This window comes from Thermaerobacter litoralis (assembly GCF_054654595.1).
This window is the reverse complement of sequence record NZ_BAAIES010000009.1, coordinates 104147-129955: the sequence shown is the minus strand read 5'-3', so window position 1 is coordinate 129955 and position 25809 is coordinate 104147. Positions and strand designations below refer to the sequence as shown.

Annotated in this window: 21 protein-coding genes; 9 read left to right on the top strand and 12 right to left on the bottom strand. The window is 71.8% G+C overall.

From position 1 onward, the window contains the following. Positions 1–10: 10 nt before the first annotated feature. The 8 genes from ilvB to ilvN form a co-directional block, all read right to left on the bottom strand. Entirely contained in the window at positions 11–1750 is a 1740-nt protein-coding gene (gene ilvB, locus ACYQ02_RS07720) for a biosynthetic-type acetolactate synthase large subunit (RefSeq protein WP_460039873.1), read from the bottom strand. Positions 1751–1947: 197 nt separating this feature from the next. Then, positions 1948–3636: a dihydroxy-acid dehydratase gene (gene ilvD, locus ACYQ02_RS07715; RefSeq protein ID WP_460040327.1), complete on the bottom strand. Its 1689-nt coding sequence runs from the start codon at positions 3634–3636 to the stop codon at positions 1948–1950. Positions 3637–3872: 236 nt separating this feature from the next. Next, positions 3873–5234 carry a 3-isopropylmalate dehydrogenase gene (leuB, locus tag ACYQ02_RS07710; protein WP_460039872.1) on the bottom strand — a complete coding sequence of 454 codons (1362 nt, stop codon included), beginning with the start codon at positions 5232–5234 and terminating at the stop codon, positions 3873–3875. 377 nt (positions 5235–5611) lie between these two features. Further along, positions 5612–6142, bottom strand: a complete 531-nt coding sequence (locus ACYQ02_RS07705; RefSeq protein WP_460039871.1) for a 3-isopropylmalate dehydratase small subunit — start codon at positions 6140–6142, stop codon at positions 5612–5614. 306 nt (positions 6143–6448) lie between these two features. Further along, complete coding sequence (gene leuC, locus ACYQ02_RS07700) at positions 6449–7750, bottom strand: 3-isopropylmalate dehydratase large subunit (protein ID WP_460039870.1); 1302 nt, start codon at positions 7748–7750, stop codon at positions 6449–6451. Between the two features lie 148 nt (positions 7751–7898). Continuing rightward, the gene (locus ACYQ02_RS07695) at positions 7899–9182 is read right to left on the bottom strand and encodes a 2-isopropylmalate synthase (protein WP_460039869.1); all 1284 of its coding nucleotides are present in this window, start codon (positions 9180–9182) and stop codon (positions 7899–7901) included. 68 nt (positions 9183–9250) lie between these two features. Continuing rightward, positions 9251–10366: a ketol-acid reductoisomerase gene (ilvC, locus tag ACYQ02_RS07690; protein ID WP_460039868.1), complete on the bottom strand. Its 1116-nt coding sequence runs from the start codon at positions 10364–10366 to the stop codon at positions 9251–9253. Positions 10367–10468: 102 nt separating this feature from the next. Next, positions 10469–11077, bottom strand: a complete 609-nt coding sequence (gene ilvN / locus ACYQ02_RS07685; RefSeq protein ID WP_460039867.1) for an acetolactate synthase small subunit — start codon at positions 11075–11077, stop codon at positions 10469–10471. Positions 11078–12390: 1313 nt separating this feature from the next. Here ilvN and aceA point away from each other — a divergent pair. Next, positions 12391–13779: an isocitrate lyase gene (gene aceA, locus ACYQ02_RS07680; protein WP_460039866.1), complete on the top strand. Its 1389-nt coding sequence runs from the start codon at positions 12391–12393 to the stop codon at positions 13777–13779. A 667-nt stretch (positions 13780–14446) separates the two neighbouring features. Next, the gene (locus ACYQ02_RS07675; RefSeq protein WP_460039865.1) at positions 14447–15292 is read left to right on the top strand and encodes a hypothetical protein; all 846 of its coding nucleotides are present in this window, start codon (positions 14447–14449) and stop codon (positions 15290–15292) included. Between the two features lie 180 nt (positions 15293–15472). Here ACYQ02_RS07675 and ACYQ02_RS07670 read toward each other — a convergent pair whose 3' ends face one another. Together ACYQ02_RS07670 and ACYQ02_RS07665 are read right to left on the bottom strand one after the other, a co-directional pair. After that, a complete protein-coding gene (locus ACYQ02_RS07670) occupies positions 15473–15721 on the bottom strand; it encodes a hypothetical protein (protein ID WP_460039864.1) in 249 nt (82 codons plus the stop codon). Positions 15722–16017: 296 nt separating this feature from the next. Continuing rightward, a complete protein-coding gene (locus ACYQ02_RS07665) occupies positions 16018–17058 on the bottom strand; it encodes a prephenate dehydratase (RefSeq protein WP_460039863.1) in 1041 nt (346 codons plus the stop codon). A 235-nt stretch (positions 17059–17293) separates the two neighbouring features. Between ACYQ02_RS07665 and ACYQ02_RS07660 the strand changes: the two genes are divergently transcribed. From ACYQ02_RS07660 to ACYQ02_RS07645, 4 genes are all read left to right on the top strand, one after another. Then, complete coding sequence (locus ACYQ02_RS07660) at positions 17294–18154, top strand: DinB family protein (RefSeq protein ID WP_460039862.1); 861 nt, start codon at positions 17294–17296, stop codon at positions 18152–18154. A 167-nt stretch (positions 18155–18321) separates the two neighbouring features. Then, positions 18322–19884, top strand: a complete 1563-nt coding sequence (locus ACYQ02_RS07655; RefSeq protein ID WP_460039861.1) for an FAD-binding oxidoreductase — start codon at positions 18322–18324, stop codon at positions 19882–19884. 118 nt (positions 19885–20002) lie between these two features. Further along, a complete protein-coding gene (locus tag ACYQ02_RS07650; protein WP_116900165.1) occupies positions 20003–20320 on the top strand; it encodes a hypothetical protein in 318 nt (105 codons plus the stop codon). Positions 20321–20440: 120 nt separating this feature from the next. Next, a complete protein-coding gene (locus ACYQ02_RS07645; protein ID WP_460039860.1) occupies positions 20441–21313 on the top strand; it encodes an SIR2 family NAD-dependent protein deacylase in 873 nt (290 codons plus the stop codon). 244 nt (positions 21314–21557) lie between these two features. On the opposite strand, the gene ACYQ02_RS07640 is transcribed toward ACYQ02_RS07645, so the two are convergent. Beyond that, a complete protein-coding gene (locus ACYQ02_RS07640; protein WP_006903361.1) occupies positions 21558–22241 on the bottom strand; it encodes a metal-dependent hydrolase in 684 nt (227 codons plus the stop codon). 491 nt (positions 22242–22732) lie between these two features. On the opposite strand from ACYQ02_RS07640, the gene ACYQ02_RS07635 reads away from it, so the two are divergent. The 3 genes from ACYQ02_RS07635 to ACYQ02_RS07625 all read left to right on the top strand — a co-directional run bounded on the left by ACYQ02_RS07635 (position 22733) and on the right by ACYQ02_RS07625 (position 25241). Then, complete coding sequence (locus ACYQ02_RS07635) at positions 22733–23383, top strand: O-methyltransferase (RefSeq protein WP_460039859.1); 651 nt, start codon at positions 22733–22735, stop codon at positions 23381–23383. 91 nt (positions 23384–23474) lie between these two features. Continuing rightward, positions 23475–24629, top strand: coding sequence for an XdhC family protein (locus ACYQ02_RS07630; protein ID WP_460039858.1), 1155 nt, complete (start codon positions 23475–23477; stop codon positions 24627–24629). A gap of 162 nt (positions 24630–24791) precedes the next feature. Continuing rightward, positions 24792–25241: an SRPBCC family protein gene (locus tag ACYQ02_RS07625; protein WP_460039857.1), complete on the top strand. Its 450-nt coding sequence runs from the start codon at positions 24792–24794 to the stop codon at positions 25239–25241. A gap of 67 nt (positions 25242–25308) precedes the next feature. On the opposite strand, the gene ACYQ02_RS07620 is transcribed toward ACYQ02_RS07625, so the two are convergent. Then, positions 25309–25803: a hypothetical protein gene (locus ACYQ02_RS07620; RefSeq protein WP_040826234.1), complete on the bottom strand. Its 495-nt coding sequence runs from the start codon at positions 25801–25803 to the stop codon at positions 25309–25311. Between the last annotated feature and the right edge of the window lie 6 nt (positions 25804–25809).

The following is a 25809-nucleotide window of genomic DNA, read 5'->3' as shown; positions in this document are numbered from 1 at the left end:
AGCCTCCCGGCTACCCCACGATCATCTCCCGCAGCGCCGCCCCCGGCGGCACCATCGGCAGCACGTTCTCATCCCGCCTGACCACGCAGTCGACCACCACCGGCCCCGGGTGGGCCAGCGCCTCCCGCACCGTCCCGGCCAGTTCGTCCGGGTGGGTGATGCGGTAGGCCGCCACCCCGTACGCCTCGGCCAGCTTGACGAAGTCCGGCTGATGCTCGAAGACGCTGGCCGACAGGCGCTGCCCGTAGAACAGGTCCTGCCACTGCCGCACCATGCCGTGGGCCCCGTTATTAATAATGAAAATTTTCACTGGCAGGCCCAGCTCGGCCAGGGTCGACAGCTCCTGGACGTTCATCTGGAAGCTGCCGTCGCCGTCGACGCACAGCACCCGGGCGTCCGGCCGGGCCAGCTGGGCGCCGATGGCCGCGGGCAGCCCGAAGCCCATGGTCCCCAGGCCCCCGGAGGTCAGGAACTGCCGGGGCCGCCGGTAGCGGTAGAACATGGCCGCCCACATCTGGTGCTGGCCGACGCCGGTGACCACGAGGGCGTCCCCATCCGTGGCCCGCTCCAGCTCCTCGATCACCGCCTGGGGGAGCAGCTCCCGGCGGGCCCGGTCCCGGTCGTACCGGTAGGGGTGCTCCTGCTTCCACCCGTCGATCCGCTCGAGCCACGGTCCCCGGTCGGCCCACTGGTCCGGAGGAACCCGGCCCAGGGCGGCCTCCAGGGCCGCCAGCCCCTCCCGGGCGTCGGCGGGGATGGCCACCCGCGGGGCCTTGACCTTCCCCAGCTCCGCGGCGTCCACGTCGATGTGGATGATGGCGGCGTCGGGGGCGAAGTCCGACACCTTGCCGGTCACCCGGTCGTCGAAGCGGGCGCCGACGGCGATCAGGCAGTCGGTCTCCGTCAGGGCCATGTTGGCGGCGTAGGTCCCGTGCATGCCGGGCATGCCGAGGAAGAGGGGGTGGTCGCCGGGCATGGCCCCCAGGGCCATCAGGGTGGTGGTGGTGGGAAGAACCGCCCGTTCCGCCAGCCGGCGCAGGGCCTCGGCGGCCTCGGCCACGATGACGCCTCCTCCGGCGTAGAGCACGGGGCGGCGGGCGCGGGCGATCAGGCGGGCGGCCTCGTCCAGGTCCCCCAGGCGGCGGTGCTCGGCGGGCCTCCATGGGGCGGGCTGAACAGGGCCTTCGCCGCCGCCGGCCGGTACCGGCTCCGCCGTTCGCCCCCACAGCGGGCGGTCCCACGCCCCGGGGGAGATGGTGGTGGTGAAGACGTCCTTGGGGATGTCCACCAGCACCGGCCCGGGCCGGCCGGACGCAGCCACGGCGAAGGCCTCCCGCAGGATGGCGGGCAGCTCCTCGGGGTCGAGCACCAGGTAGTTGTGCTTGGTCACCGGCATGCTGACGCCAAAGGTGTCCGCCTCCTGGAAGGCGTCGGTGCCGAGGAACGCCCGGCCCACGTTGCCGGTGATGGCCACCACGGGGACGGAATCCAGGTAGGAGGTGGCCAGGCCCGTGATCAGGTTGGTCGCCCCGGGCCCGGAGGTGGCGATGCACACCCCGACCCGGCCGCTGGCCCGGGCGTAGCCGTCGGCGGCCAGCGCCGCGCCCTGCTCGTGGCGGGCCAGCACGTGGCGGATGGGGGCGCCGTAGAGGGCGTCGTAGAGGGGTAGCACGGCCCCGCCCGGGATGCCGAAGATCCACTCGACGCCCTGTTCCAGCAGGACCTGGACCACCACGTCGGCCCCGCTCATCGGCCCCCGCCGGCTAACCGGTGGCGAATCCGCCGCCGTGAGCCCGGCGCCCGTCATCGCGTGCGGCGGTGTGGACGGAGGCCGGGGTGCCGGTGAGGGGCCGCCCGGGGCAGTGGCAGTGGCAGTGGCGGTGGTGGTGGTGGCGGCGGCCGTCGCTTGCTTCGCCGGTTGGGACACGATCCGTCCCTCCTCCCGTCTCATCCCATCAGGACCGCGCCCGTGTTGGCCGACGTCACCATCCGGGCGTAGCGGGCCAGATAGCCCCGGACCTCCCGCGGCGGCCGCGGCTGCCACCGCTCGCGGCGGCGGGCCAGTTCGTCCGGAGGAACCCGCAGCTCCAGGCGGCGGCCCGGGATGTCGATCTCGATCTCGTCGCCGTCCTCCACCAGGGCGATGGGCCCGCCGGCGGCGGCCTCCGGCGAGATGTGGCCGATGGAGGCGCCCCGGGTGGCGCCGGAGAAGCGCCCGTCGGTGATCAGGGCCACCTCCCGGTCGAGGCCCATGCCGGCCAGGGCGGCGGTGATGGCCAGCATCTCCCGCATGCCGGGCCCGCCCCGCGGCCCCTCGTAGCGGATCACCACCACGTCCCCGGGGCGGATGCGGCCCTGGCGGATGGCGTCGGCCGCGTCCTCCTCGCTGTCGAAGACCCGGGCCGGGCCGCGGTGACGCAGCATGGCCGGGTCGACCGCCCCCTGTTTGACCACCGCCCCGTCGGGGGCCAGGTTGCCGCGCAGCACGGCCAGGCCGCCTTCGGGGCTGTAGGGCTCCTCCAGCGTCCGGATCACGTCGGAGCGCCAGGCGCGGGCCCGCTGGATCCGGCCCTGGGCGGCGGCCACGTTCTCCGCCAGGGTGCGGCCGGTGACCGTCAGCACCGACCCGTCCACGTGCCCGCCCCGCAGGAGCTCCGCCAGCACCGCCTGGATGCCGCCGGCCTGGTGCAGGTCCTGGATGTGGTGGGGACCGGCCGGGGCCAGCTTGCAGAGCTGGGGCGTGGAGCGGCTGATCTCGTCGATCAGGTCCAGGGTGATCACGTCGCCGAGGCCCGCCTCATGGGCGATGGCCAAGAGGTGCAGCACCGTGTTGGTCGAACAGCCCAGGGCCATGTCGACGGCCAGGGCGTTGCGGAAGGCGGCCTCGGTCAGGATGTCCCGGGCGCGGATGCCCCGGCGCACCAGCTCCATCACCTGCATGCCGGCCTGCTTCGCCAGCCGCAGCCGGGCGGCCTCCACCGCCGGGATGGTGCCGTTGCCGGGCAGCCCCAGTCCGATGGCCTCGGTCAGGCAGTTCATCGAGTTGGCGGTGAACATGCCGGAGCACGAGCCGCAGGTGGGGCAGGCGGCCTCCTCCAGCTCGAAGAGCTCCTCGGCGGTGATGCGCCCGGCCTGGAAGGCGCCCACGCCCTCGAAGACCGTGGCCAGGTTGACGGCCCGGCCGAAGACGTTGCCGGCCATCATCGGCCCGCCGCTGACCACCACCGTGGGCAGGTTCAGCCGGGCCGCGGCCATCAGCATCCCCGGTGTGATCTTGTCGCAGTTGGGGATCAGCACCAGGCCGTCCAGCTGGTGGGCCTCGGTCACCGTCTCGATGGAGTCGGCGATGAGCTCGCGGCTGGGCAGGGAGAAGCGCATGCCGCGGTGGCCCATGGCGATGCCGTCGTCCACGCCGATGACGCCGAACTGGATCGGCGTGCCGCCGGCCATGCGGATCCCGTCACAGACGGCCCGGGCGATGTTGTCCAGGTGCACGTGGCCGGGGATGATCTCGTTGCGGCTGTTCATCACCCCGATCAGCGGCCGGCGCAGCTCCTCGTCGGTGTAGCCCATCGCCTTGAAGAGGGAGCGGTGGGGGGCGCGGTGGAACCCCTCCACCACCTCCCGGCTGCGCAGGGGAGCGGCGAAGCCGTTGGTCCCGGTTCCCGTTCCCGTCCCGGAGGGAACCGTCTTGGTGGCCCCCGCCTGGGACGTCGCCCCGACCACCCTCGCCGCCGCCTCCATCGCCGCCGCCGACGCTACCGACCTTGCCGACGCTGCCGGCACGGCCGGGTCGGCTGACGCCGCCGTCTCTGCTGTCTCTGCCGTCTTTGCTGTCTCTGGCGTGGTTCCCCGCTGGAAGGTCACCCGCTTCACGCTCCCTTCCGCGCCCGGGCCCGCCGGCGGGTGGTGCCCGCCCGGGTTCCCCGGCGTGCCGGCGCCCCGGCCGGACGCTCCTCCCGGGAGGCCGCCGCGGCCGGCCGGGCCGGTTCGTCCGGAGGAACCGGCCGGAAGCCGTACTCGCCCGCGATCCACCCGGCGGCCACTCCATCCCCGCCCACGCCGGGGTACCCTTGGGACCCGCGGCCGTTCCACGTGCCCCGGCTGCCCCACACCGCCACCGTCTCCACCGGCTCCAGGGGTGGGGGGGCCAGCCGCTCCCGGACCCGGCGGGCGATGGCCCGGCCCACGTCCTCGGTGCCCGCGGCCCGCGCCCCGTGGGGGGCGATGTCCGGCGTCCAGGGCCCGGCGGCCAGCAGGTCGTCGATGGCCTCCTCCACCGCCCGGGCCTCCCGCTCGAGGCCGAAGGCGTGACGGAGCATCATGGCCGCCGAGGCGATGGCGCCCAGGGGGTTGGCGATCCCCCGGCCGGCGATGTCGGGGGCCGATCCGTGGACCGGCTCGAACAGCGGCGGCCGCCCGGGCAGCCCCAGGCTGGCCGACGGCAGCAGCCCCAGGGACCCGCACAGGGCCGCGCCGAGATCACTCAGGATGTCGCCGAAGGTGTTCTCGGTCACCAGGACGTCGAAGCGGCCGGGATCGCGGACCAGCTGCATGGCGGCGCTGTCCACCAGCATGTGCTCGAGCTCCACGTCGCCGAAGGCCTCGGCCACGGCCTCGGTGACCCGGCGCCATAGCCGCGACGTCTCCAGCACGTTGCTCTTGTCGACCGAGACCACCCGCCGCCGCCGGCCCCGGGCCAGCTGAAAGGCCATGCGGACGACCCGCTCCACTTCCGGGGTCGTGTAGACCATGGTGTCGTAGGCCCGCTCGCCGAAGGGCTCCTGCTGCACGCCGCGCTCGCCGTAGTAGAGCCCGCCGGTGAGCTCGCGGACGATCAGGATGTCGACCCCGCCGCCCACCACCTCGGGCCGCAGCGGCCCCCGGCCCGCCAGGGCGGGATGAACCCGCACCGGCCGCAGGTTGGCGAAGGCGCCCACCGCCTTGCGCAGGCGCAGCAAGCCCGACTCGGGCCGGCGGGGGACCGGTTCCCGGTCCCAGCGGGGGCCGCCCACCGCGCCCAGCAAGATGGCGTCGGCGCCCAGGCACGCCTGCTCCGTCTCCGGCGGGAAGGGGTCGCCGGTGGCCTCCACGGCCGCGCCACCGATGGGTGCCTCGACGAATTCGAAGCGGATCCCGGCTGCCGCCCCCACCGCTTCCAGGACCCGAACGGCTTCTCGGGTCACCTCGGGGCCGATGCCGTCCCCCGGCAGGACGGCGATGCGATACGTCATGTTGCCCGCCCCCTTGTCAATCCGTTCCGGCTCCGGAAGGCCGTCGGGCCTTCGGGCCGGCTCGCCTCTGCGGATCGCCGCTTCCTTACAGTTCAGGGCCTCGCGCCGGTATACAGGGTCTCTTGCCGGCGTCGGGCTTCGGGCCCGCTTCGCTGGCGCCGCGCCCCACAGGGGGCCCCAGCGGGGGCCGCGACCCACAGGGGGTCCCCACCGGGGGCCGCGACTCAAGGGGCCTCCCCGTCGGGGGCCACGACCCAAGGGGCCGCCCTGCAGGGGTGCGACCCAAGGGGCCGCCCCGCCCTGCCGGGGTGCGACCCAAGGAGCCGCCCCGCCCTGCCGGGGTGCGACCCAAGGAGCCGCCCCTTCGGCGGGCCCACCTAGGGGGCTCCTCTAGAGCCGTCTGCGCCCCCGGGCGCCGCCGCGGCGGCCGCCAGCTTGCGGCGCGCGTACTCGACCAGCCCACCGCAGCGCAGGATCTCCTGCATGAAGGGTGGGAAGGGGGCTGCCTGGAAGGTCTCCCCGGTGGCGACGCGCCGGATGGTGCCGGCCGCCACATCGACCTCCACCTGGTCGCCATCCTGCAGGGCTTCCACCGCCTCCGGGCACTCCAGGATCGGCAGGCCCACGTTGATGGCGTTCCGGTAGAAGATCCGGGCGAAGGAGACGGCGATCACGCACGCCACCCCCGCGGCCCGGATGGCCACCGGCGCGTGCTCGCGGGACGAGCCGCAGCCGAAGTTGCGCCCGGCCACGATGACGTCGCCGGGCTGCACCCGGCCGGCGAAGCTGGGGTCCAGGTCTTCCATGCAGTGGGCCGCCAGCTCCGCCGGGTCCGTGGTGAACAGGTATCGCGCCGGGATGATCACGTCGGTGTTGATGTCGTTGCCGTACTTCCACACGCGGCCCACGGCCGCCACCTCCTCGTTCATGGGACGCGCCGGACGAACCGGCCAGCCGCCTGCCGCCGGGCCGTCCACCCCGGACGAACCGGCCCGCCGCCTGCCATCGGGCCATCCGCCCTGGTGCGCCCCGGCCAGCCGCCTGCCGTCGGGCCGCCCGCCCTGGGCCTAAACCGGCCAGCCACCTGCCGTCGGACCGCCCGCCCCGATGCGCCCCGGCCAGCCGCCTTGCCGGCTGGCCGCCCGCCCTGGGCGTTAACCGACCGGCCCCTCCGTGGTGGGCCATCCGCCCCGGTGTGCACCGGCCGGCCGCCCTCAGGCGACCCCGGCCACCTCCTCGTACCGGATGCCGAGTTCCTCCGGATGGCACAGCCGGCCCGCCACCGCCGAGGCCGCGGCCACCGCCGGGTTCGCCAGGTAGGACTCCGACTCGGGGTGGCCCATCCGGCCGACGAAGTTGCGGTTGGAGGTGCTGACGCACCGCTCGCCCTTGCCGAGCACGCCCATGTGCCCGCCCAGGCAGGGCCCGCAGGTGGAGGCACTGACCACGCACCCGGCGGCCATGAAGATCTCGATCAGCCCCTCCTTGAGGGCCTGCAGGTAGATGTCCCGGGAGGCCGGGATGACGATGGCCCGCACCTCCGGGTGTACCCTCCGGCCCCGCAGGATGCGGGCGGCGGTGCGCAGGTCGTCCAGGCGCCCGTTGGTGCAGGAGCCGATGAAGACCTGGTCGATGGGGACCCGCTCCACCTGGCTCAGGGGCCGCACGTTGTCGGGCGACCAGGGCAGGGCCACCTGGGGCTCGATGCGGGCGGCGTCGAACTCGTACACCTCGGCGTATTCCGCGTCGGGGTCGGACCAGACGGGGCTGCAGGGCCGCTGGGCCCGCCGCGCCACGTAGTCCAGGGTCCGCTGGTCAGGATTGAAGATGCCGTTCTTGCCGCCGGCCTCGATGGCCATGTTGGCCATGGCCAGCCGCCCGTCCATGCTGAGGTCGGCCAGGGCCTCGCCGGTGAACTCCATGGCCTTGTAGGTAGCGCCGTCGCAGGAGATGCGGCCGATGGTGTAAAGGATCAGATCCTTGCCCGTCACCCAGGGCTGCAGCCGGTTGTAGTAGACGAACTTCAGCGTCTCGGGCACCTTGAGCCACGTCTCGCCGGTGGCCATGGCGTAGGCCAGGTCGGTGCTGCCCACGCCGGTAGAGAAGCAGCCCACGGCCCCGTAAGTGCAGGTGTGGGAGTCGGCCCCCAGCACCAGCTCGCCGGGAAGAACCAGCCCGCGGTCGGGCAGCAGGGCGTGCTCGATGCCCTCGCCCATCTCGTAGTAGTGGACCAGCCCCTGCTCCCGGGCGAACTCCCGCGCCACCTTGCACTGGTCGGCGCTCCGGATGTCCTTGCTGGGGGCGAAGTGCGACAGGACGATGGCCACCCGCTCGGGATCGAAGACCCGGGTCGCCCCCATCTCGCGGAAGGCGCGGATGGCCAGGGGCGCGGTGATGTCGTTGGCCATGAGGAAGTCGACCCGGACCTCCACCAGCTGGCCGGGTTCGACCCAGGGGACGCCGGCGTGGGCGGCCAGGATCTTCTCGGTGATGGTCATGGGGCGCTGGGCCGCCATGGGATGAACCTCCTTCGCAGGGGCCGGTACCCCGGCTGGCGAATGTTCATAGGCTGGGCATGCGGCCGGCCGTCCGGGCTGGGGACCCGGCCGCACGCCCGGTCTTGCGGGGGTCGCCCCCGTGCTTGCCACGGCCCGCTTCGGGGGGTCAGGCGCCGTGGGCAAGCCGGGGTGCGGCCCCGCTCTCTTGCTGGCGTTCCTCCAGCACCTGGGCCGCCAGCCGCGCCAGGGCCTCCTTGCTGACGAACTCCCGCCGGTCGGCCAGGGCCTTGAAGCGGCGGAACACCTCGCGGAAGGCATCCTCGGGCAGGCTGAAGCCCAGGCGCTCCAGCTCGACCCGCACGGCGTGGCGGCCGGAGTGCTTGCCCAGCACCAGCTGGGAGCCGCCGGCGCCCACCGCCTCGGGCCGGATGATCTCGTAGGTGAGGGGATTCTTGATCACCCCGTCCTGGTGGATCCCCGACTCGTGGGCGAAGGCGTTGGCGCCCACCACCGCCTTGTTGGGCGGAACGGGCACCCCGGTCAGGCGGGAGACCACCTGGCTGGCGGGAACCAGCTGCCGGGTGTCGACCCCGGTGGTGGCGCCGAAGACGTCGCCCCGCACGGCCAGGGCCATCACCACTTCTTCTAGGGAGCAGTTGCCCGCCCGCTCGCCGATGCCGTTGATGGTGCACTCCACCTGGCGCACGCCCACCCGCACCGCCGCCAGGGCGTTGGCCACGGCCATGCCCAGGTCGTCGTGGGTGTGGGCGCTGAAGATCACCCGCTCCGGCCGCGGCACCCGGGCCATCACCTCCTGGAACATCTGGGCGTAGGTCCAGGGCGTGGCGTAGCCCACGGTGTCGGGCAGGTTGATGGTGCCGGCGCCGGCCTCGATGGCGGCCGCCGTCACCTCGGCCAAGAAGCCCACGTCGCTGCGGGTGGCGTCCTGGGCGGAGAACTCCACGTCCGGACAGAGCGACCGGGCATAGCCCACCATCTCCTCCACCAGCCGCAGCACCTGGTCCTCGGTCATGCGCAGCATGGCCTCCAGGTGGATGGGTGAGGTGGAGACGAACACGTGGATCCGCGGCCGCCGGGCGTGACGGATGGCCGCCCAGGCCCGGTCGATGTCCACCGCCGCCGTTCGCGCCAGGGCAGCGATGGTGGGACCGTCGACCTCCGCCGCGATGCGGCTCACCGCCTCGAACTCGCCGTCGGAGGCGACGGGGAAGCCGGCCTCGATGATGTCGACCCCCAGGGCCGCCAGCCAGCGGGCCACCTCCACCTTCTCGTCCACCGTGAGGGCGACGCCGGGCGTCTGCTCGCCGTCCCGCAGGGTGGTGTCGAAGATCCGCACCCGGTCCCGGTCGAACCCGGCGTCCCCGCCGTAGCCCGAGCCGGCGGTGCTCGCCATGGGGGTCCGCGTAACCTCACCAACCCCGTCTGCCATGAGGCATCCCTCCCTCTGGGGTGCGGGCCGGAGCCGGTTCGTCCCGCTCCGGCCGGTACCGGACCGGGCTAGCCCGCCCGGGCCGCCGGGGCGGCCGCCGCCGCAGCCGCAGGGGTCGCCGGGGCCTCCTGAACGGCCGGTGCCTCCGTACCCCCCGCCGCCGGCCTCTGGCCGGCCGCCTCAGGGGCACCATCCTCCCGGGGCAGCCAGTCCATCATGGCCCGCAGCCGGCGGCCCACCGCCTCGATGGGGTGCCGGGCCTCCTGGGCGCGGCGGGCGTTCATCACCGGCCGGCCGGCCTGGTTCTCCAGGATCCACTCCCGGGCAAAGGCACCGCTCTGGATCTCGGCCAGGATCTCCCGCATCCGCTGCCGGACCCCGGCGTCGATGATCCGCGGCCCGCGGGTGAGGTCACCGTACTCGGCTGTGTCGCTGATGGAGTAGCGCATGCGGGCCAGGCCGCCCTCGTACATCAGGTCCACGATGAGCTTCAGCTCGTTGAGGCACTCGAAGTAGGCGATCTCGGGCTGGTAGCCGGCCTCGACCAGCGTCTCGAATCCCGCCTTGACCAGCTCCGTCACGCCGCCGCAGAGCACCGCCTGCTCGCCGAAGAGGTCGGTCTCCGTCTCCTCCTGGAAGGTGGTCTCGATGACCCCCGCCCCGGTGCAGCCGATCCCCCAGGCGTAGGCCAGGGCCAGCTGCCGGGCCTGCCCCGTGGCATCCTGGGCCACGGCCAGCAGCCCGGGCACGCTGCGCCCTTCCCGGACGAACCGGCGCAGCAGGTGGCCGGGCGCCTTGGGCGCCACCATGAAGACGTCGACGCCGGGCGGCGGCTGGATCTGGCCGAAGTGGACGTTGAAGCCGTGGGAGAAAGCCAGGGCCTTGCCCTCGGTCAGGTGGGGGGCGATTTCTGCCTGGAAGACGGCAGGCTGACGCTCGTCAGGGATGAGCATCACCACGACGTCGGCCTGGGCCGCCGCCTCGGCCGGGGTACCAGTGGGGAAGCCATCGGCCCGGGCCCGGTCGGCGCTGGGGCCCGGACGGATGCCGATCACCACCTCCACGCCCCGGTCCCGCAGGTTCTGGGCCTGGGCGTGGCCCTGGCTGCCGTAGCCGATGACGGCGACCCGCCGCCGCCGGATGAGTTCCGGGTTTGCGTCCCGGTCGTAGTAGATCGTCGCCAAGGTGCTCCCTCCCATCCTTGGTTACGCCTTTCGCTCTCCTGGACGGTGGTGCCGGGGTTCCGGCGGGGATCCATCCCGGGCCGTGCCGGTGGCCGGCACCGCTCAGGGGCCGGATCCCGCGGCCAGGGCGGGGGAGAAGGCGCCGGCCCCGGAGGGGAGCGGTTCCTCCTCCCCGGAAGGCTCCCAGGAGGGCCCCGGCGTGCCTGCAGGCGCTACGACCGCTGCCGCCAGCACCTGCGAACCCCGCGCCAGGGCCGCCACCCCCGTCCGCATCACTTCCACCGGCCCGAACTCGCGGGCCAGGCCGAGGAAGGCGTCGAGTTTGGCGGGGGCGCCGGTGACCTCCAGCACCAGGGAGCGCGGGGCCACGTCGACCACCCGGGCGCGGAAGACCTGGGCCATCTGCAGCAAGTCGGCCCGCCGGGCAGGATGCTCCAGCAGCACCTTGACCAGGGCCAGTTCCCGCCCTACCGCCCGGGACGGTTCGGCCACCTCGACGCCGGCCACGTCCACCAGGCGGGCCAGCTGGGCCGCCAGCCGGTGGGCCCGGTCGGCCGGTTCGTCCAGGACCAGGTTGACGCGGACGAACCCGGCGGGCCCGGCGGGGCCGGTGGCCAGGGAGCGGACCCGGTACCGGCGGCTCTCATAGACGCCGAGGATGCGGCGGAGGACGCCGGGCCGGTCGGCGGCCAGCACCATGACGTGGATCAAGGGCTCACCTCCTTTCGGCTGCCCGGGGATGGCCCAGCCCGCTGAAGGGCTGGAAAAATCAAGGCGCTCTTCGCCCCGGGCCCATCGGGCCGGGGGCGAAGAGCGCCACTTCGCGGTACCACCCCGGTTGCCGCCGCCTCGCGGCGGCGGCCTTGGCGGGTGGCGGCGGGCGGAACTGCGGGTCGCCGGTGTCGCCGGTCTCGCCGGCGTACCGGTGTTGCCGGTATGCCGGTGGCCCGGGCCGCGGGTATCCCGTTTCCCGGTGTCCGGGTGTGCCGGTGTCCGGGCCGCCACCCTGTGGTTAACGACGGCCTCCTGGACCGTCCCGGCAGGGCCCTCCGGCGGGAAGATGCCGGCCGGGCGCGGGGACGGGGGCGGAGACCGCCGGATCCGGCTAGGGGCCTGGGGGCCCTTCACCGGAACGGCTCCAGGGCGAGTTCCCCGGTTCCTCGGCGCCGGTTTACACCAGCCACCGGCTCTCTGCAGCCGGGCTTACCGGGTACTGCTCCCCTTCACGGCCGCTGAACTGGCCTTGGGCTGTCAACCTGGCCGGGCGTCGCCGCCGGGCACCCCCTGGCGCCGCCTGGACCGGCCAGGGCAAAGGGACAACGGCGAGAGGTAATAAGAAACCCCGAGCGGCACAGTCGCCAACCGGGGTTGGGAACCTGCCGCTCGGGGCTTTTATCCCCACGGTGTCCCGCCGGCGGAACCGGCGGGTTGCGCCGCTTGGTCCAGTCCACCGGCGGCGGGCCGCTTTCCGGAGACCGTTGAGACCGGTCTCCCCGCGACCCGGATGACGGGTCCGCCAGGTCCCCGGAACCCCGGGGACGCAGTGGGCCGCCACAACGCCGGTGCGGAACCCTAGGCGCACTTCCCAAACCGACTCGGACCGCTCTCCATCGAGATGCTGGGTGTCCGTGTCAGGTTTGACCTGGATTATAACACCGGCTACGGGGGTGTCAACCCACTCCACCGAAGGATGCAGGGTTAAGGTTTGTTAATGTTCGGCGCCTGAGGGTTGGATGGTTCGGCGCCCGAGGGTTGGATGCTCAGGGTCGGGAGGGCTGGGTGCGCAAGACCGAGAGGGTCGGGTGCTCAGGACGGGCCGGGGCCGGGAGGGGATGCAGAACGAGGGCACCGCCAGCAAAGGCGCGGGCCGGGGCCGGGACCGTAGCCCTTGCCGTCCGCCCCCGTTCCCGGCCCCTTCGGTGAGCCAGGACCACCGTTTGCCGGCGGGCCATTGCCTCTGTCACCCCTCCCGCCGTACGTGGTAAGGGAACAGTTCTCACCCACACCCACCGGGAGGGATCCCCGTGAGCATCCGCAACGGCAAGCCCAGGGCCGGGGAGCCGGCCGGCTCGGCGGCACCGCCACACCCCGACCGGCGGCCCCTGGAGGAGCGGATCCGGCAGGAGGCCGCCCAATTGGAGGAGGAGTGGCGGACCAGTCCCCGCTGGCAGGGCATCCGGCGCAACTACTCGGCCGAGGACGTGGTCCGCCTGCGGGGTTCGATCCGGGTCGAGTACAGTCTGGCCCGCCAGGCCGCGGAACGGCTGTGGCAGCTCCTCCACAGCGAGGATTACGTGGCCGCCCTCGGTGCCCTGACCGGGGCCCAGGCGGTGCAGATGGTGAAGGCAGGGCTCAAGGCCATCTACCTCAGCGGCTGGCAGGTGGCCGCCGACGCCAACCTGGCCGAGCAGATGTACCCCGACCAGAGCCTCTACCCCGCCAACAGCGTGCCGGCGGTGATCCGGCGGATCAACAACGCCCTCCGCCGGGCCGACCAGATCCACTGGTCCGAGGGGGACGACTCCATCCACTGGCTCGCCCCCATCGTGGCCGACGCCGAGGCGGGCTTCGGCGGGCCGCTCAACGCCTTCGAGCTGATGAAGGCCATGATCGAGGCCGGGGCGGCCGGGGTCCACTACGAAGACCAGCTGGCCTCCGAGAAGAAGTGCGGCCACATGGGCGGCAAGGTGCTGGTGCCCACCAGCCAGTTCATCCGCACCCTGACCGCCGCGCGCCTGGCGGCCGACGTGTGCGGCGTGCCCACGATCCTGATCGCCCGCACCGACGCCCTGGGGGCCACGCTGCTGACCAGCGACGTCGACCCCTATGATCAGCCGTTCATCACCGGCGAGCGGACGCCCGAGGGCTACTTCCGGGTGCGCAACGGGATCGAGGCGGCCATCGCCCGCGGCCTGGCCTACGCGCCCTACGCCGACCTCCTGTGGTTCGAGACGGCCAAGCCCGATCTCGAGGAGGCGCGCCAGTTTGCCGAGGCGATCCACCGCCAGTTCCCGGGCAAGCTTCTGGCCTACAACTGCTCGCCGTCCTTCAACTGGAAGCGCCACCTGGACGACGACACCATCGCCCGCTTCCAGCGGGAACTGGCCGCGATGGGCTACAAGTTCCAGTTCATCACCCTGGCGGGTTTCCACGCCCTCAACGCCTCCATGTTCGAGCTGGCCCACGGCTACGCCCGCACCGGCATGACCGCCTACGTCAAGCTGCAGCAGCGGGAGTTCGAGATGGAGGAACTCGGCTACACCGCCACCCGGCACCAGCGCGAGGTGGGGACGGGCTACTTCGATCGGGTCTCGGAGGTCATCTCGGGCGGGCAGTCGTCGACCCTGGCGCTCAAGGGGTCGACGGAGGAGGAACAGTTCGAGGAGGTGCCCCGGGCAGCCAGGGGGGCATGAGGCAACGCCGGGCGGCAGGGGCGGCTCGTAACGCCGATCGGGTGCCCACTGCGGTCCCGGGCCCGACGGATGGGCAGTCTCGGATGCACCGCGGAGAAAGCCGGCAGGACGGGACCGCGGGAATCCAACCCAACCGAGGTATACCAGAATCGGCGAAGAGGGGTGTGCCGCAGCGCAGCGGACGTGGGAAGGGCCGGGGAGGAACCCGGCCCTTCGGCATTCGCCATCGACTCGGATCTGAAGTCGCGTCGGGAGGCCAGCCACTCCTCGTGTTGCTCCAGACCGTCGAGCCGGTGTTCGAGCAGATCAAGGCGGTGCCAGGCGCCGGCCGCTTACTCGAACGGGTCAAATGCAAGTCATATGCGTCGAAACGACTCAGGCGTGATATCTATCACTCGCCTCCACTAACCGACTCCAAGGTGATTTGTGCGCTGAGTCGGTGGGCTCCCTTGTCGCCTTGTGCTACAGCGAGGGGTTCTGTTTTCGGAGTTCGTGAAACAAGCCTCTATGGCAGAAATAATCGATCTGAGGAAGGAATAATCGTTCCGAATGAGGTATTGTTTTAACCATTCCGGCGCTGATGCTGGTGCTGGTTCGTGCAGGAGGCCAGGGAGGCCGAGGTTCGCGAACAAATCGAAGTGACGGGTGAGCAAGAGCGAGGTCTCCCGTGTATGTGCTGAACGGGACGAGCGGATGGAGCGCTTTTCGCAATCGAGGTGAAAATATGTGGCGGTTAACCTCAGGCGTTACTCGCATTGCTGTGCTGGTGGCAGTGGCAGTGGCAGTCTTTGCAGTTGTAAACACGACGTACGCTGACGCACCGCCTGATGTTGTCCAGGGCATTAAGGACGACATCCCATATGTGCGGGTTGTGTTGGCAAGCGAACCGCAACATTTTGGGCTTACAAAACTGAGTGATGCGGATAACGTAACTTTCGGCGAGGGCTTTCGCGTCCACTATGTCTCTGAGCAAGGTGTTATCGACGCATCAACGGACGTGGATGACATCATTAAGCCCTATCCAAGCCTCCATATTTTCCCAATTTACGTGAATGCAAATCCGGTTGGCATCGCATGGGCACAAAGGGTCGGTGATGAGTGGAAGATTATTGAGGTATCAAGTGACTCGCGGTTTGCGAATGACGTACGAGAGGCTCAACGGATGCTTGTGGCCAATGGTATTACTGGGCAAATGCGATTGGTCTATGACGAGGGACATAGAATAGTTGGTCTTGTGGGGGTCGACAGCCGTGGCAACAGCCGGTTTGCGCCCATGCGTGACATAAGCATGTATAATCTTCCCTCGTCGCAAGTCGTGGATATGGAGCGCTTGGTGAGTGAGGTTCGACAGAGAATACAGTCGTCTTCTGATAAGGGTGCTGTTGGTGGGCCTACCGGTGTTAGTTCAGAACCCGAGCATGCTATGCCGAATCCGGTATGGGCCGGATTTGGAGCGGGTGCGCTGGCAGTTATTGTCGGATCACTCTGGTGGGTACGACGGCGGGTGAGATGAGGAGAAACCGCCACCTGCGGGATGCTTGTCGTTCCCTAGCCACCGCTTGTCAAGGATGAGAGCCCCGGACGGGGACTGGACCCAAGGGCGTCTGCCGCGTGTCTTGCGAAAGGACGCAGGTCCCCCCGGCCTCCACGGGGACGTTCTGTCCGGGAGGGGTCCAAGAGGGCCCGAGCCGGTTCACCGGGCCATCCTGGCGAACACCCGGGACAGGATCAGGCTCCCCACCCCGGCGGCGATCAGCAAGAGGCCCACAGCCAGTTGGAACGGTCCGCTGCCCAGATGGCTAAAGGGGTAGGGTCCGCGGATGATCCACAGGTACCGCTCCGGATCGCCGTGGACGAACCAGTAGACGAGCAGCGGGCTAATGAAGAAGATGAGCGCCATCCCCAAAAACAGTGATGACAGCCCCTGAACCAGCGATTTCATCGCACGCCCCTTGACGCTCTGGCCCATGACCACGCAGACCCTCCGGAGTTGATCGCTTCTGGCATGGTACCGGAACCATCTTACGGCAGAATGTCGGTTCCATGACCCCGTGGTGACGGACCCATCCTGGTGACGGATACATCGGCCAGGCCCCACCACACGGTTGGGAAGGCGCCCCGGTGGCCAGGGCCGGCAACGGCCGCGGCGTGGTGACGCCATGCCCGACCCTTGCCCGATCCTGGCCCGGCCCTGGACCCCGGACCGGTCGGGCCTCAACGGTCGAGGACTTGCAGGTGTCAATGCCCGGCGTCAGCATCATGGACCTGCCACACGCGGTAGCTACCCATGATGCGGACGTAGGTCGCCTGCCGCCGCAGCTCCTCGATCGCCTCCCGCACCCGCGGTTCCTCCAGGCTTCCCTCCAGGTCGGCGAAGAACATGTACTGCCAAGACCCGCCAGGTTCCGGCCGGGCCGTCAGCTTCGTCAGGTTGATCTCCCGCCGGGCGAAGGCGCCCAGGCAGCGGTAGAGCGCGCCCGGACGATCCTCACCGACGAACAGCAGGGACGTCTTGATCTGGCCCGGGACCAGCCGGCTGCCCGCCGGCAGGCCAGGGGTCCCGGGCCCTGCGGGGCGGCGCTGTCCGGTACCAGGACCCTCCCCTTCCTTCGGATCCGCCGTCCCGGCCTGCATGCCGGCAGCATCCAGGCCCTGGGGGCCCTGCCAGCGGCGCAGGCCGGGCGGGTTCGCCGGTTCCGCTGGCGCCGCGACGGCCGGTTCGTCCCGTTCCAGGTGGAAGAACCGGGTCACGTTACCGGCCGAGTCCTGGATGTCTTCGGCCAGCACCTCAAGGCCGTAGTAGGCGGCGGCCTGGTGGGAGGCGATGGCCGCCAGGTCCCGGCGGCCGGCTTCCGCCACCTGCCGGGCCGCGGCGGCGGTATCGTAGACCGGTTCGGCGATGAGGCCGTGGCGGTGGAGGAACTCGCGGCACTGGGCCAGTGCCTGGGGATGGGACCGGACGGCCCGCAGGTCGCCGAGCCGGGTGCCGGGTAGCGCCAGCAGGCAGTGGCGGACGGGCAGCTGCAGCTCACCTCGGACCCGCACGGGGTACCGGCGCAGCAGGTCGTACACCTCGCCCACGTCGCCGGCGTAGGAGTTTTCCACCGGCAGCATGGCAGCCGCCACGGCCCCCGCCACCAGGCGGTCGAAGGCGTCGGCGAAGGCCGGGCAGGGCACGGGCTCGGCATCCGGCCCGAAGTAAGCACGAACCGCCACTTCGCTGAAGGCGCCCCGCTCGCCCTGAAAGGCGACGGGCAGCAACAAGGCGGAAGGATCCACAGTGCAGCCTCCCCTGGGGCGGGTAGCAGGCCCCCCCTCTCCTTCCCGCAGGCGCTGTCGCAGCCGGCACCCGGTGCTGTCCTCCGGGGTGTCCGGTGGCGGGGGTATTACCTGCAAAGGTATCACGACCGGATCCGCCGAACCATCCCTCTATCGACGCCGCAGGGCCCCAGGGACAGGGTGGCAGGGCCGGTTCTTCCAGGTCCACGGTGCCGTGCGGCAAGGAGGGGATTCCATGTCGTCTGTTCGGCCGTCCCTGGCGCTGCTGCGCGTCCAGGACCTGGACCGGTCGGTCCGTTTTTACCGGCAACTGGGCTTCCGCATCTGCACCTACGATCCCGAAGCGGGCGTGGCTGTGGTCGACCCTGTCGATGGGCATCCCTTCACCCTGGCGCTGCCCGGCGTCGACGCCACACCCTGGCTCCATGAGGTCTTTGAAGAACTGGCCGAAGGCCGGCAGCTCTATCTGGGGGCTCCTGGAGGCAACCTGGAGGCCTTTGTTCACCGGCTGCGCGATCAGGGCCTGCCGGTTCCACCGCCGGAGCAGGCGCCGGACGGGAGCCTTGTCCTCGGGCTGCAAGATCCCGACGGTCACCGGCTGTCCTTCTGGCAGGGGCCGGAATGGACCGATGAGGAGTTGCTGGTCATCTACACCAGCGCGCCCGATCGCCTCAGCCAAGCCCTTGCCGGCCTGACCGGCGACCAGCTGGACCTGGCCCGGGCCCCCGGCAAGTGGACGATCCGGCAGATCGTCCACCACATCGCCGATTCCGATGCATCAAGTCTGATCCGCATCTTGATGTGCCTGGCCGAGCCGGGCCGCCCGTACAACAACAACCCCTATGACCAGGACATCTGGGTCGAGCGCCTGGACCACGCCCACCGGCCCATCGAGCCGTCCCTCGCCCTGATCGCTTCCATCCGCCACCACGTGGCGGCCCTGGTGCGTCACCGGCCGGAAGCGCTGGACGGCGCCGTGGAGCCGACCCTGGGTGCTCCGATGACGGCTCGCGAACTGATCGCCATGCTGGCCAGCCATGCCTTGCACCACATTGCCCAGATTGCCGAAACACGGCGAGTCCACGGCCTGGGCTAAGCTTGGGCTGACTTGGCCCCGGCGGCGGACCAGCGCCCCGCCTGCCGGTTCCTCCCGCTCGAAGGGCAATGGGGCGGTAGGCCACCAGGTTGAGCCCGGCACCACCTCTTGCCCTGGCAGCCCGCTCCCGGATTAAGGTAAAGATAGCGGTAAGCGGAGGGATCGGCATGGATGGCGAGGGTTCCCGTGGGACGGAACCGGTTGCCTTACCCGAAGCGCTGCGTCGAGAGCTTTGCGACCTGGTGGGAGCCCACCACGTGAGCGTCGACCCCCACGACCTGGAATGGGCCGCCATGGACTTCGCCGGCGGCTACCGGCTCGGACGAACGGGCCGGCAGGCCCGCCGCCCGCTGGCGGTGGTGCGCCCCGGTGACACCGGGGAGGTCCGGCAACTGGTCCTCTGGGCGGAGCGCCACCGCATCCCCCTGGTGCCCCGGGGCGGCGGCACCGGGGTGATGGGGTCGGCGGTTCCGCAGCAGCCGGCGGTGGTGGTCGACCTGACGCGGCTCGACGACGTGGTGGTGCATCCCGACGACCTGCTGGCCGAGGCCGGCGCCGGTGCGACCCTGGCCGCCGTCGATGCGGCCCTGCGGCGCCACGGCCTGGCCCTGGCCCACGACCCCTGGAGCGTGGGCATCGCCACCGTGGGCGGCGCCATCGGCACCGACGGGGTCGGCTACCTGGCCGGTCGCTGGGGCAGCATGGGCCAGCAGGTGGTGGCCCTGGAGGTGGTGCTGCCCGGCGGGCAGGTGGTGCGGACCCGGCCTGTCCCCAAGCCTCCGGCGGGTCCCGACCTGCGGGCGCTCTTCGCCGGCAGCCAGGGGACCCTGGGCATCGTCACCCGGGCCTGGATCCGGGCCGTGGGCGTGCCCGAGGTCATGCTCTTCCGGAGTTACCGCTTCCGGGGCTTCGACCCCGGCTTTGAGGCCGTGCGGGCCATGTGGCGGGCCGGGGTCATCCCGGACCTGCTCGACTTCACCGACGACGTGCCTGCAGCGGTAGAACTGGAGCCGGGTTACGAGGACGACCTGGGCCGCACGGGCCTTCTGCATCTGGGGTTCTTCGGGCTGGCGGAGGAGGCCCGCGGCCGGGCCGCGGCGGCCGCCCGCATCGCCCGCCAGTTCGGCGCCCGGGACCTGGGGGACGAACCGGCCCGCCGCTTCTGGGAGCGGCGCCACGAAATCGCCGAAGAATTCGCCCTGCCCGTGGTGCAGGCCCGTGATGCGCGGCGGCGCTGGCAGCAGGGCGCCTTCGACTACATCAATCTGGCTTTGCCGGCCAGCCAGGTCATCCCCTTCCGGCGCGAGGCCCTGGCCCGCATCGCCCAGGACCCCCGCTTCCGCGCCGGAGAGACGGGCTTGTGGGGCCGCCCTGAAGTGTTCTCCTTGCTGGTCAGCGCCGCGGCCGAAGAGGCCGGCGGGGACGCCTGGGAAGCCCCCTGGACGGCCGAGGATGCGGCGGCCATGGAGTCGCTGATGCACGATCTGCTGCGCATGGCCCAGGCCCGGGGCGGCAACATGGAGTGCCTCCACGGCACGGGGCTGAAGCTGCTGCCGCTTTTGGCCGACGAGTACGGCCCGGCGCTGGACGTGATCCGCAAGATCAAGGGGGCCCTGGATCCCCTCGACCTGATGAACCCGGGCAAGTGGGGCGAGCCCATGGTGACCCGTCCGGCCGCCGGCGAGCCCCTCAGCCCGGCGGTGCACCCCGGCTGGACCAGCCGGGCGTGAGGCCCGGGCCCCCTGGGTTGCGGCCCGGGCCGACACTGCGGCCGAGGTGTTCGGGGGGCCGGGTGGCAAGCCAGGGCGCAGGGCACCACGCCCGAGCCTTTCGCGGGAGGGAACGGACTTGGACGAGATCGTGCCCCTGGTCGACCCTGACCTGCCGGGCGTCCCCGCCATCGTGGTGCTGGAGGGCGGCCACCGCCTCCACGCCCGCCTGCAGGCGGGAGCCTGGCACAACGGGGGGATCCTGCTGCCCGTCAAGGCCGTCGACAAGGTGGAAGGGGCCCAGGGAGCGAACTCCCTGGCCGAGGTCCTGGGCCTGGAATCGGGCCAGCTGCACGGTGAGGCCACCGTGTGGCTCCCCGCCTTCCGGATCCGCTGCGTGGTGGTGAGCGGCGAGGGGCGCAGGCCGCGTCCCATCGGCTTCGGCGGGCTCGAGTGACGGGACCGCGGGACAGCCTGGGAGAAGATGGCGACGGGGGCACGGCCCGGTGCGCCCGGGATAGGGCAAGGGACCGCACCCGGGCCGGGCCGGCGGTGCGTCACGGGGAGGGTTGTCGACATGGAACGGCGCCGGACCGAACCGCCGGGCCTCAAGCCCGGGGACCCGGTCGCCGAGCTGGCTCGCCTGCTGGAACAGCACCGCGGGCGGGCCGTCGCCCTGACGGGGGCGGGGGTGTCGGTGGCCAGCGGCATCCCCGCCTTCCGCGGCCGCGACGGCCTGTGGAGCCGGTTCGACCCGGAAGAGTTTGCCCACATCGATGCCTTCCGCCGGGACCCGGAGCGCGTCTGGTCCATGCTGGACGAGCTTTACGACGCCCTGGCGGAAGCCCGCCCCAACCGGGCCCATCAGGCCCTGGCGCGGCTTGAGGAAATGGGCTGCCTCCGGGCCGTGATCACCCAGAACATCGACGGCCTGCACCAGGCGGCCGGCAGCCGGAACGTCATCGAGCTGCACGGGAACTTCCGGCGCGTGGTGTGCATGGACTGTGGGAGCCGCTACGCGGCCGAGATCGTGCGGCGGCTGGCGGGACTGCCGGGCGGTGGCGGCCACCGCTGCTGGTGCGGGGGCTGGTTGAAGCCTGACATCGTCTTCTTCGGCGAGGAACTGCCCCAGTATGCCTTCCTCCAGGCGTGGGCGGAGGTTCAGACGGCCGGCCTTCTGCTGGTGGTGGGCACCTCCGCCGAGGTCGAACCGGCCGCCAGCCTGCCCCGCTGGGCGCGCAAGGCGGGGGCCGTGCTGGCCGAGGTCAACCCGCACCCGGCCCTGGATGCCGAGGTGGTGGTGGCGGCCCCGGCCGAGCAGGCGCTGCCGGCGGTGGTCCACCGGCTGGAGGCAGAGGGGGGCACCGCGGCTTGCGGGGAGCCGGTGGTGGTGCCGGGTTCGGCCGGGCGCCCGGGGGACGGGCCGCCTTCCTCCCCCCGCGAGCCTTGAGCCGCGCGGACGGTAGTCCTTAGCCCCGGACGGCAGCGCTTTGCCCCGGGTGGTCGTGCTTTGCCGTGGCCCGGGGGGCACAGCGCCTGGCAAAGCGGGCGTGCCGGTGGGGTGCCGGAAGCTTCCCTCCGGTACGGGAGCTCCGCCCCGCGCCGGGCTCATCGCCCGCCGCGGTGGTGCCCGTACCGGGGTTCCACCGGTCCGGCGCCCCCACCGGCTCCACCAGGAGTTAAAACCCGAAGCGTTAGAACTCGAAGCTTCCGCCCGGCTCCAGCACCATGACCTCGACCCCGGGCGCCTTCTGCCGGGCGAAGCGGACGAAGTCGTCGGCGCTCTGCACCAGCAGCGGGAAGGTGCCGTAGTGCTGGGGGACGGCCAGCCGGGGCTTGAGGAAGGTCAGGGCGTGGGCCGCCTGCCGCGGGTCCATGGTGAAGTGGCTGCCGATGGGCAGGATGGCCACGTCCAGGGGATACAGTTCGGCCCAGGTGGCCATGTTGCAGTGGATGCCCGTGTCACCGGCGTCGTAGACCCGCTTGCCGTCCTCCAGGGTGACGATGTACCCGGCCGGCTCACCGGTCTCGCTGGAGTGATAGGCCTCGGTCATGGTGACCACGACGCCGCCCAGCTCCACCGAGCCGCCGATGTTCATCCCGATGCACTTGTCGCCCGGCAGGCCTTCCTTCTGGTAGCGTTCGGCCGTCTCCGGCTGCAGGATCACCGTGGCGCCGGTCTGCTTCTGGACCGCCACCACGTCGCTGGCGTGGTCGAAGTGGTCGTGGGTGATCAGGATGTAGTCGGCCTTCAGGTCCTCGATGCGGGCGGCGGCCTTGGGGTTGCCGTTGATCCAGGGGTCGAACAGGATGACCTTGCCGCCGGCCGTGGTCAGCTCCCAGCCGGCATGGCCGAGCCAGCGAAGCTTGTGGGACATGACCGGCCTTCCTCCTTTCGGTTTAATCGGTTTAAGGGGTGAAGGTGCCGCCGGGGCGGGGTGAACGGGGTGAGGGCGGCGGTGCCCCGTACCGGCAAGCGAGAGTTCAACGCGGGAGATGGGGCTCCTGCCCCCGGCCGGCGGTGGGAGCGAGGGGTTCGGCGGGGGCCCGTCGACCGGCCCGTCGACCGCAGTGGCCCGCGGGGGGCCTTCCGCTTCGCATCCCGTCACCCCGGGCTCTTCCGCCCGTCGATGCTCGGCCGCGGCAGCACGAGGCGGGGAACACCTACCCACGCAAGACGTCGACGAACATCCGGGAACCCGGCAGGGGCCGCGTCAACAGAAGGCGCACCACTGCCCTGCCGCGGTGGTACGATGGGGGCAAGGCACCCGTCTTCACCGGCGGGGTCGGTGTTGACGGGTACCGCCGGTCGGTGCGGCCGCAGGGTACGGCCGGTGATCGGTGCGGCCGCCGAGAGGGGGAGGCGCCCGTGCTGCCGTCCGAGCGGGACGTCCGGTACCTGGAGTCCCTGTACCCGCCCGATCCCGACCTGGAGCGGGTACGAGCCGGCATGGAGGCCCAGGGCATGCCGGACATCGCCATCCGCCCCGCATACGGCCGCCTGCTGACTCTGCTGGTGGCGGCCAGCGGGGCCCGCCGGGTGCTGGAGATCGGCGCCCTTGCCGGTTACAGCGCCATCTGCCTCGCCCGCGGCCTGCCGCCGGGGGGCCGGCTGATTTCCCTGGAGAAGAACCCCGATTATGCCCGGGTCGCCCACGCCCACGTGGCGGCGGCCGGCCTCGCCGACCGGGTCGAGATTCGCGTCGGCGACGCCCTCACCCTCATGCCGGCCCTGGTGGCGGAGCCAGCGCATCCTTCCTTCGACCTCGTCTTCATCGATGCCGACAAACAACACTACCCCGACTACCTGGAGTGGAGCCTGCGCCTGCTTCGGCCCGGCGGCTTGCTGGTGGCCGACAACGCCCTGATGCACGGGCGGGTCGCGGACCCGGCGGACGCCGCCCCCGCCGTGGAGGCGATGCGGCGGTTCAACCGCCGGGTCGCCACGGACCCCCGGCTGGTCAGCACGATGCTGCCGGCCTACGATGGGTTGGTCTTGGCCCGCGTCCGGGAGGGCTAGGGCGCCGTCGCGGCTGGGCGGAGCGGGCCGGGCGGGCGCCCGGCTGGGAGCTGGCGCACCGTCTGAGGGCGCGAGCGGGAGGCGACGTGGCATGCGCGACGTGCTGGACCGGGTGGTGGAGTGGCTCGACGCGGGCCGGGACGTGGCCCTGGCCACGGTGGTCGAGGTGATCCGCAAGGCGCCGCGGGACGCGGGGACCACCATGGCCGTCAGCGACCGCGGCGAGATCGCCGGCTCGGTGTCGGGCGGTTGCGTCGAGCCGGCGGTCATCGAGGTGGCCCAGGAGGTGCTGGCTGCCGGCCGGCCGCGCCTGGTCACCTTCGGCATCTCCGACGACGACGCCTTCGAAGTGGGCCTGAGCTGCGGCGGCACCATCCGCGTGTGGGTGGAACCGGCCCGCGGGGCGTGGCCGGAGGTGGCGCGGCACCTGCAGCGGGCGCTGGCCGCAGGGAAGGCGGTGGCCCTGGCGCGGGTGCTCGGTGCCGCGGCGGGGGACGGCGCCGGGGCGCCGGATGCGGGTGCAGTGCCGTCCGGCGCGGTGGTGCTCTTCGAGGAGGCCGAGCCCGGCGGCCCGGCGCGGATCGTGGCCGGTTCGTCCGGCGATCCCGGCCTTGACGGGGAGCTGGCCCGGCGGGCGGGAGCGCTCCTCGCCCGGGCTGAGGCCGCCCGGGAGCAGCTGGCCGGGGCGGACGTGTTCATCCAGCCCTTCGCGCCGCCGCCGGTGCTCTACGTCATCGGTGCCGTGCACCCCGCCGCCGCCCTGGCGGAGGCGGGCCGGTTCCTGGGATACCGGGTCGTCGTCTGCGACCCGCGGTCGCCTTTTGCGACCCCCGAGCGGATCCCCGCGGCCCACGCCATCGCCCGCCAGTGGCCCGACGAGTACTTGAGCGGTGTCCGGATCACGCCGCGGGATGCGGTCTGCGTCCTCACCCACGACCTGAAGTTCGATGTTCCCGCCCTGCTGGCCGCCCTCCGCTCCCCCGCAGGCTACATCGGTGTCATGGGGAGCCGGCGAACCCACGAGCGTCGCCTGGCGGCCCTGCGGGAAGCGGGCGTCGGGGACGGCGCCCTCAAGCGGCTGCACGCGCCCATCGGCCTCGACATCGGTGCCCGCACGCCGGAGGAGATGGCGGTGGCCATCATGGCCGAGATCATCGCCTGCCGGCGGACGAACCGGCCCCAGGGCCCTGCAGCCATTCCCGCGGGGGCGGCCGGCGGCGGGGGCGCAGCCGGAGGGGCGGCCTGACGGGCGGTGGCCGGCAACGGCGTCCCAGCAGGAAAGATTCTGCCGAAAACCGAAAGCCCTTGGCACGGCAGTGACGCCAGCCGCCGGAGGGGAGCCCCATCCCCGGCGAATTCCGCCGGCGAATCTCCGCTGCAGCTCGATCAGCGCTTGGGGGTGCCAGGAATGCAGGTTGCCGGAAGCCAGAAGATCGCCGCACCCGTGGAGACCGTCTGGGCCTGCCTCAACGACCAGGACGTCCTCGCCCGGTGCACGCCCGGCTGCAAGCAGCTGACCCGGGTGGCGGAAGACCGTTACGAAGCCGAGCTGGAACTGGGCATCGCGGCCATCCGCGGCAGGTACAAGGGCCGGATCGCCATCGAGGACAAGGAACCGCCGAACCGCTACCGCCTGAACATCGAGGGGGAAGGCGGGCCCGGCTTCGTGCGGGCCTCCCTGGTGCTTGACCTGGAACCCCAGGGCGACGGGACCCTGCTGAAGTACCAGGGCGAAGCCCAGGTGGGCGGGCCGGTGGCCAGCATCGGCCAGCGGGTGCTGGGCGGCGTGGCGAAGATGATCATGGGCCAGTTCTTCGGCGGCCTGGCGCGGGAGATCGAGCAGCGCAAGGCCGGCTGACCCGGAGGCGGGGCGCGGCGCCGGGCCGGGAGGCCGGGCCGGGGGGCCGGAGGGGTCCCGGCCACCGCTAGCTCCGGTGCCGCGCCGGATGGGGGGCGAGGACCGGCCCGCCCAGGGCCGCCGGCCGCAGGGCAAGCCAGCGCCGGTACACCCAGAAGGCCGCAAGGCCGAAGGCAAACCGGGTGGTCACCATGATGAGCCCGTTGCCGCCGAAGGCGAAGATGGCCGCCGTCTCCTCGAACATGGCGTGGAAGATGCCCACGAAGACGAACAGCAACGTCACCTGGTCCCGGGGCACCGGCTGCTCCCGGGTGGTCTCCAGGACCACGCCGGATCCCAGGATCACCCCCAGCACGGCGCCCACCGTCAACGAAGGCGCCAGCTCCGGAGCCAGTCCCAGGCGGCGGCAGACGGGTTCCAGGCGATGGGTGGTCCGGTCGAGCCGGCCGGTCAGCCGTGCCCACTCCAGAAGGATCAGCACCGGGGCAACGAACAGGCCGATCCGCAGCAGGAGCAGGATCCCTTCACCGATCCCGTCGACGATGGCGTCCAGAAGCCACATCGGTCC

Coding starts and splice junctions, on each gene's coding strand:
- ilvB (WP_460039873.1), bottom strand. CDS start 1,750: ATGAGCGGGGCCGACGTGGTGGTCCAGGTCCTGCTGGAACAGGGCGTC.
- leuB (WP_460039872.1), bottom strand. CDS start 5,234: ATGACGTATCGCATCGCCGTCCTGCCGGGGGACGGCATCGGCCCCGAG.
- leuC (WP_460039870.1), bottom strand. CDS start 7,750: ATGGCGGCCCAGCGCCCCATGACCATCACCGAGAAGATCCTGGCCGCC.
- ACYQ02_RS07695 (WP_460039869.1), bottom strand. CDS start 9,182: ATGGCAGACGGGGTTGGTGAGGTTACGCGGACCCCCATGGCGAGCACC.
- ACYQ02_RS07670 (WP_460039864.1), bottom strand. CDS start 15,721: ATGAAATCGCTGGTTCAGGGGCTGTCATCACTGTTTTTGGGGATGGCG.
- ACYQ02_RS07660 (WP_460039862.1), top strand. CDS start 17,294: ATGTCGTCTGTTCGGCCGTCCCTGGCGCTGCTGCGCGTCCAGGACCTG.
- ACYQ02_RS07655 (WP_460039861.1), top strand. CDS start 18,322: ATGGATGGCGAGGGTTCCCGTGGGACGGAACCGGTTGCCTTACCCGAA.
- ACYQ02_RS07645 (WP_460039860.1), top strand. CDS start 20,441: ATGGAACGGCGCCGGACCGAACCGCCGGGCCTCAAGCCCGGGGACCCG.
- ACYQ02_RS07640 (WP_006903361.1), bottom strand. CDS start 22,241: ATGTCCCACAAGCTTCGCTGGCTCGGCCATGCCGGCTGGGAGCTGACC.
- ACYQ02_RS07630 (WP_460039858.1), top strand. CDS start 23,475: ATGCGCGACGTGCTGGACCGGGTGGTGGAGTGGCTCGACGCGGGCCGG.
- ACYQ02_RS07625 (WP_460039857.1), top strand. CDS start 24,792: ATGCAGGTTGCCGGAAGCCAGAAGATCGCCGCACCCGTGGAGACCGTC.
- ACYQ02_RS07620 (WP_040826234.1), bottom strand. CDS start 25,803: ATGTGGCTTCTGGACGCCATCGTCGACGGGATCGGTGAAGGGATCCTG.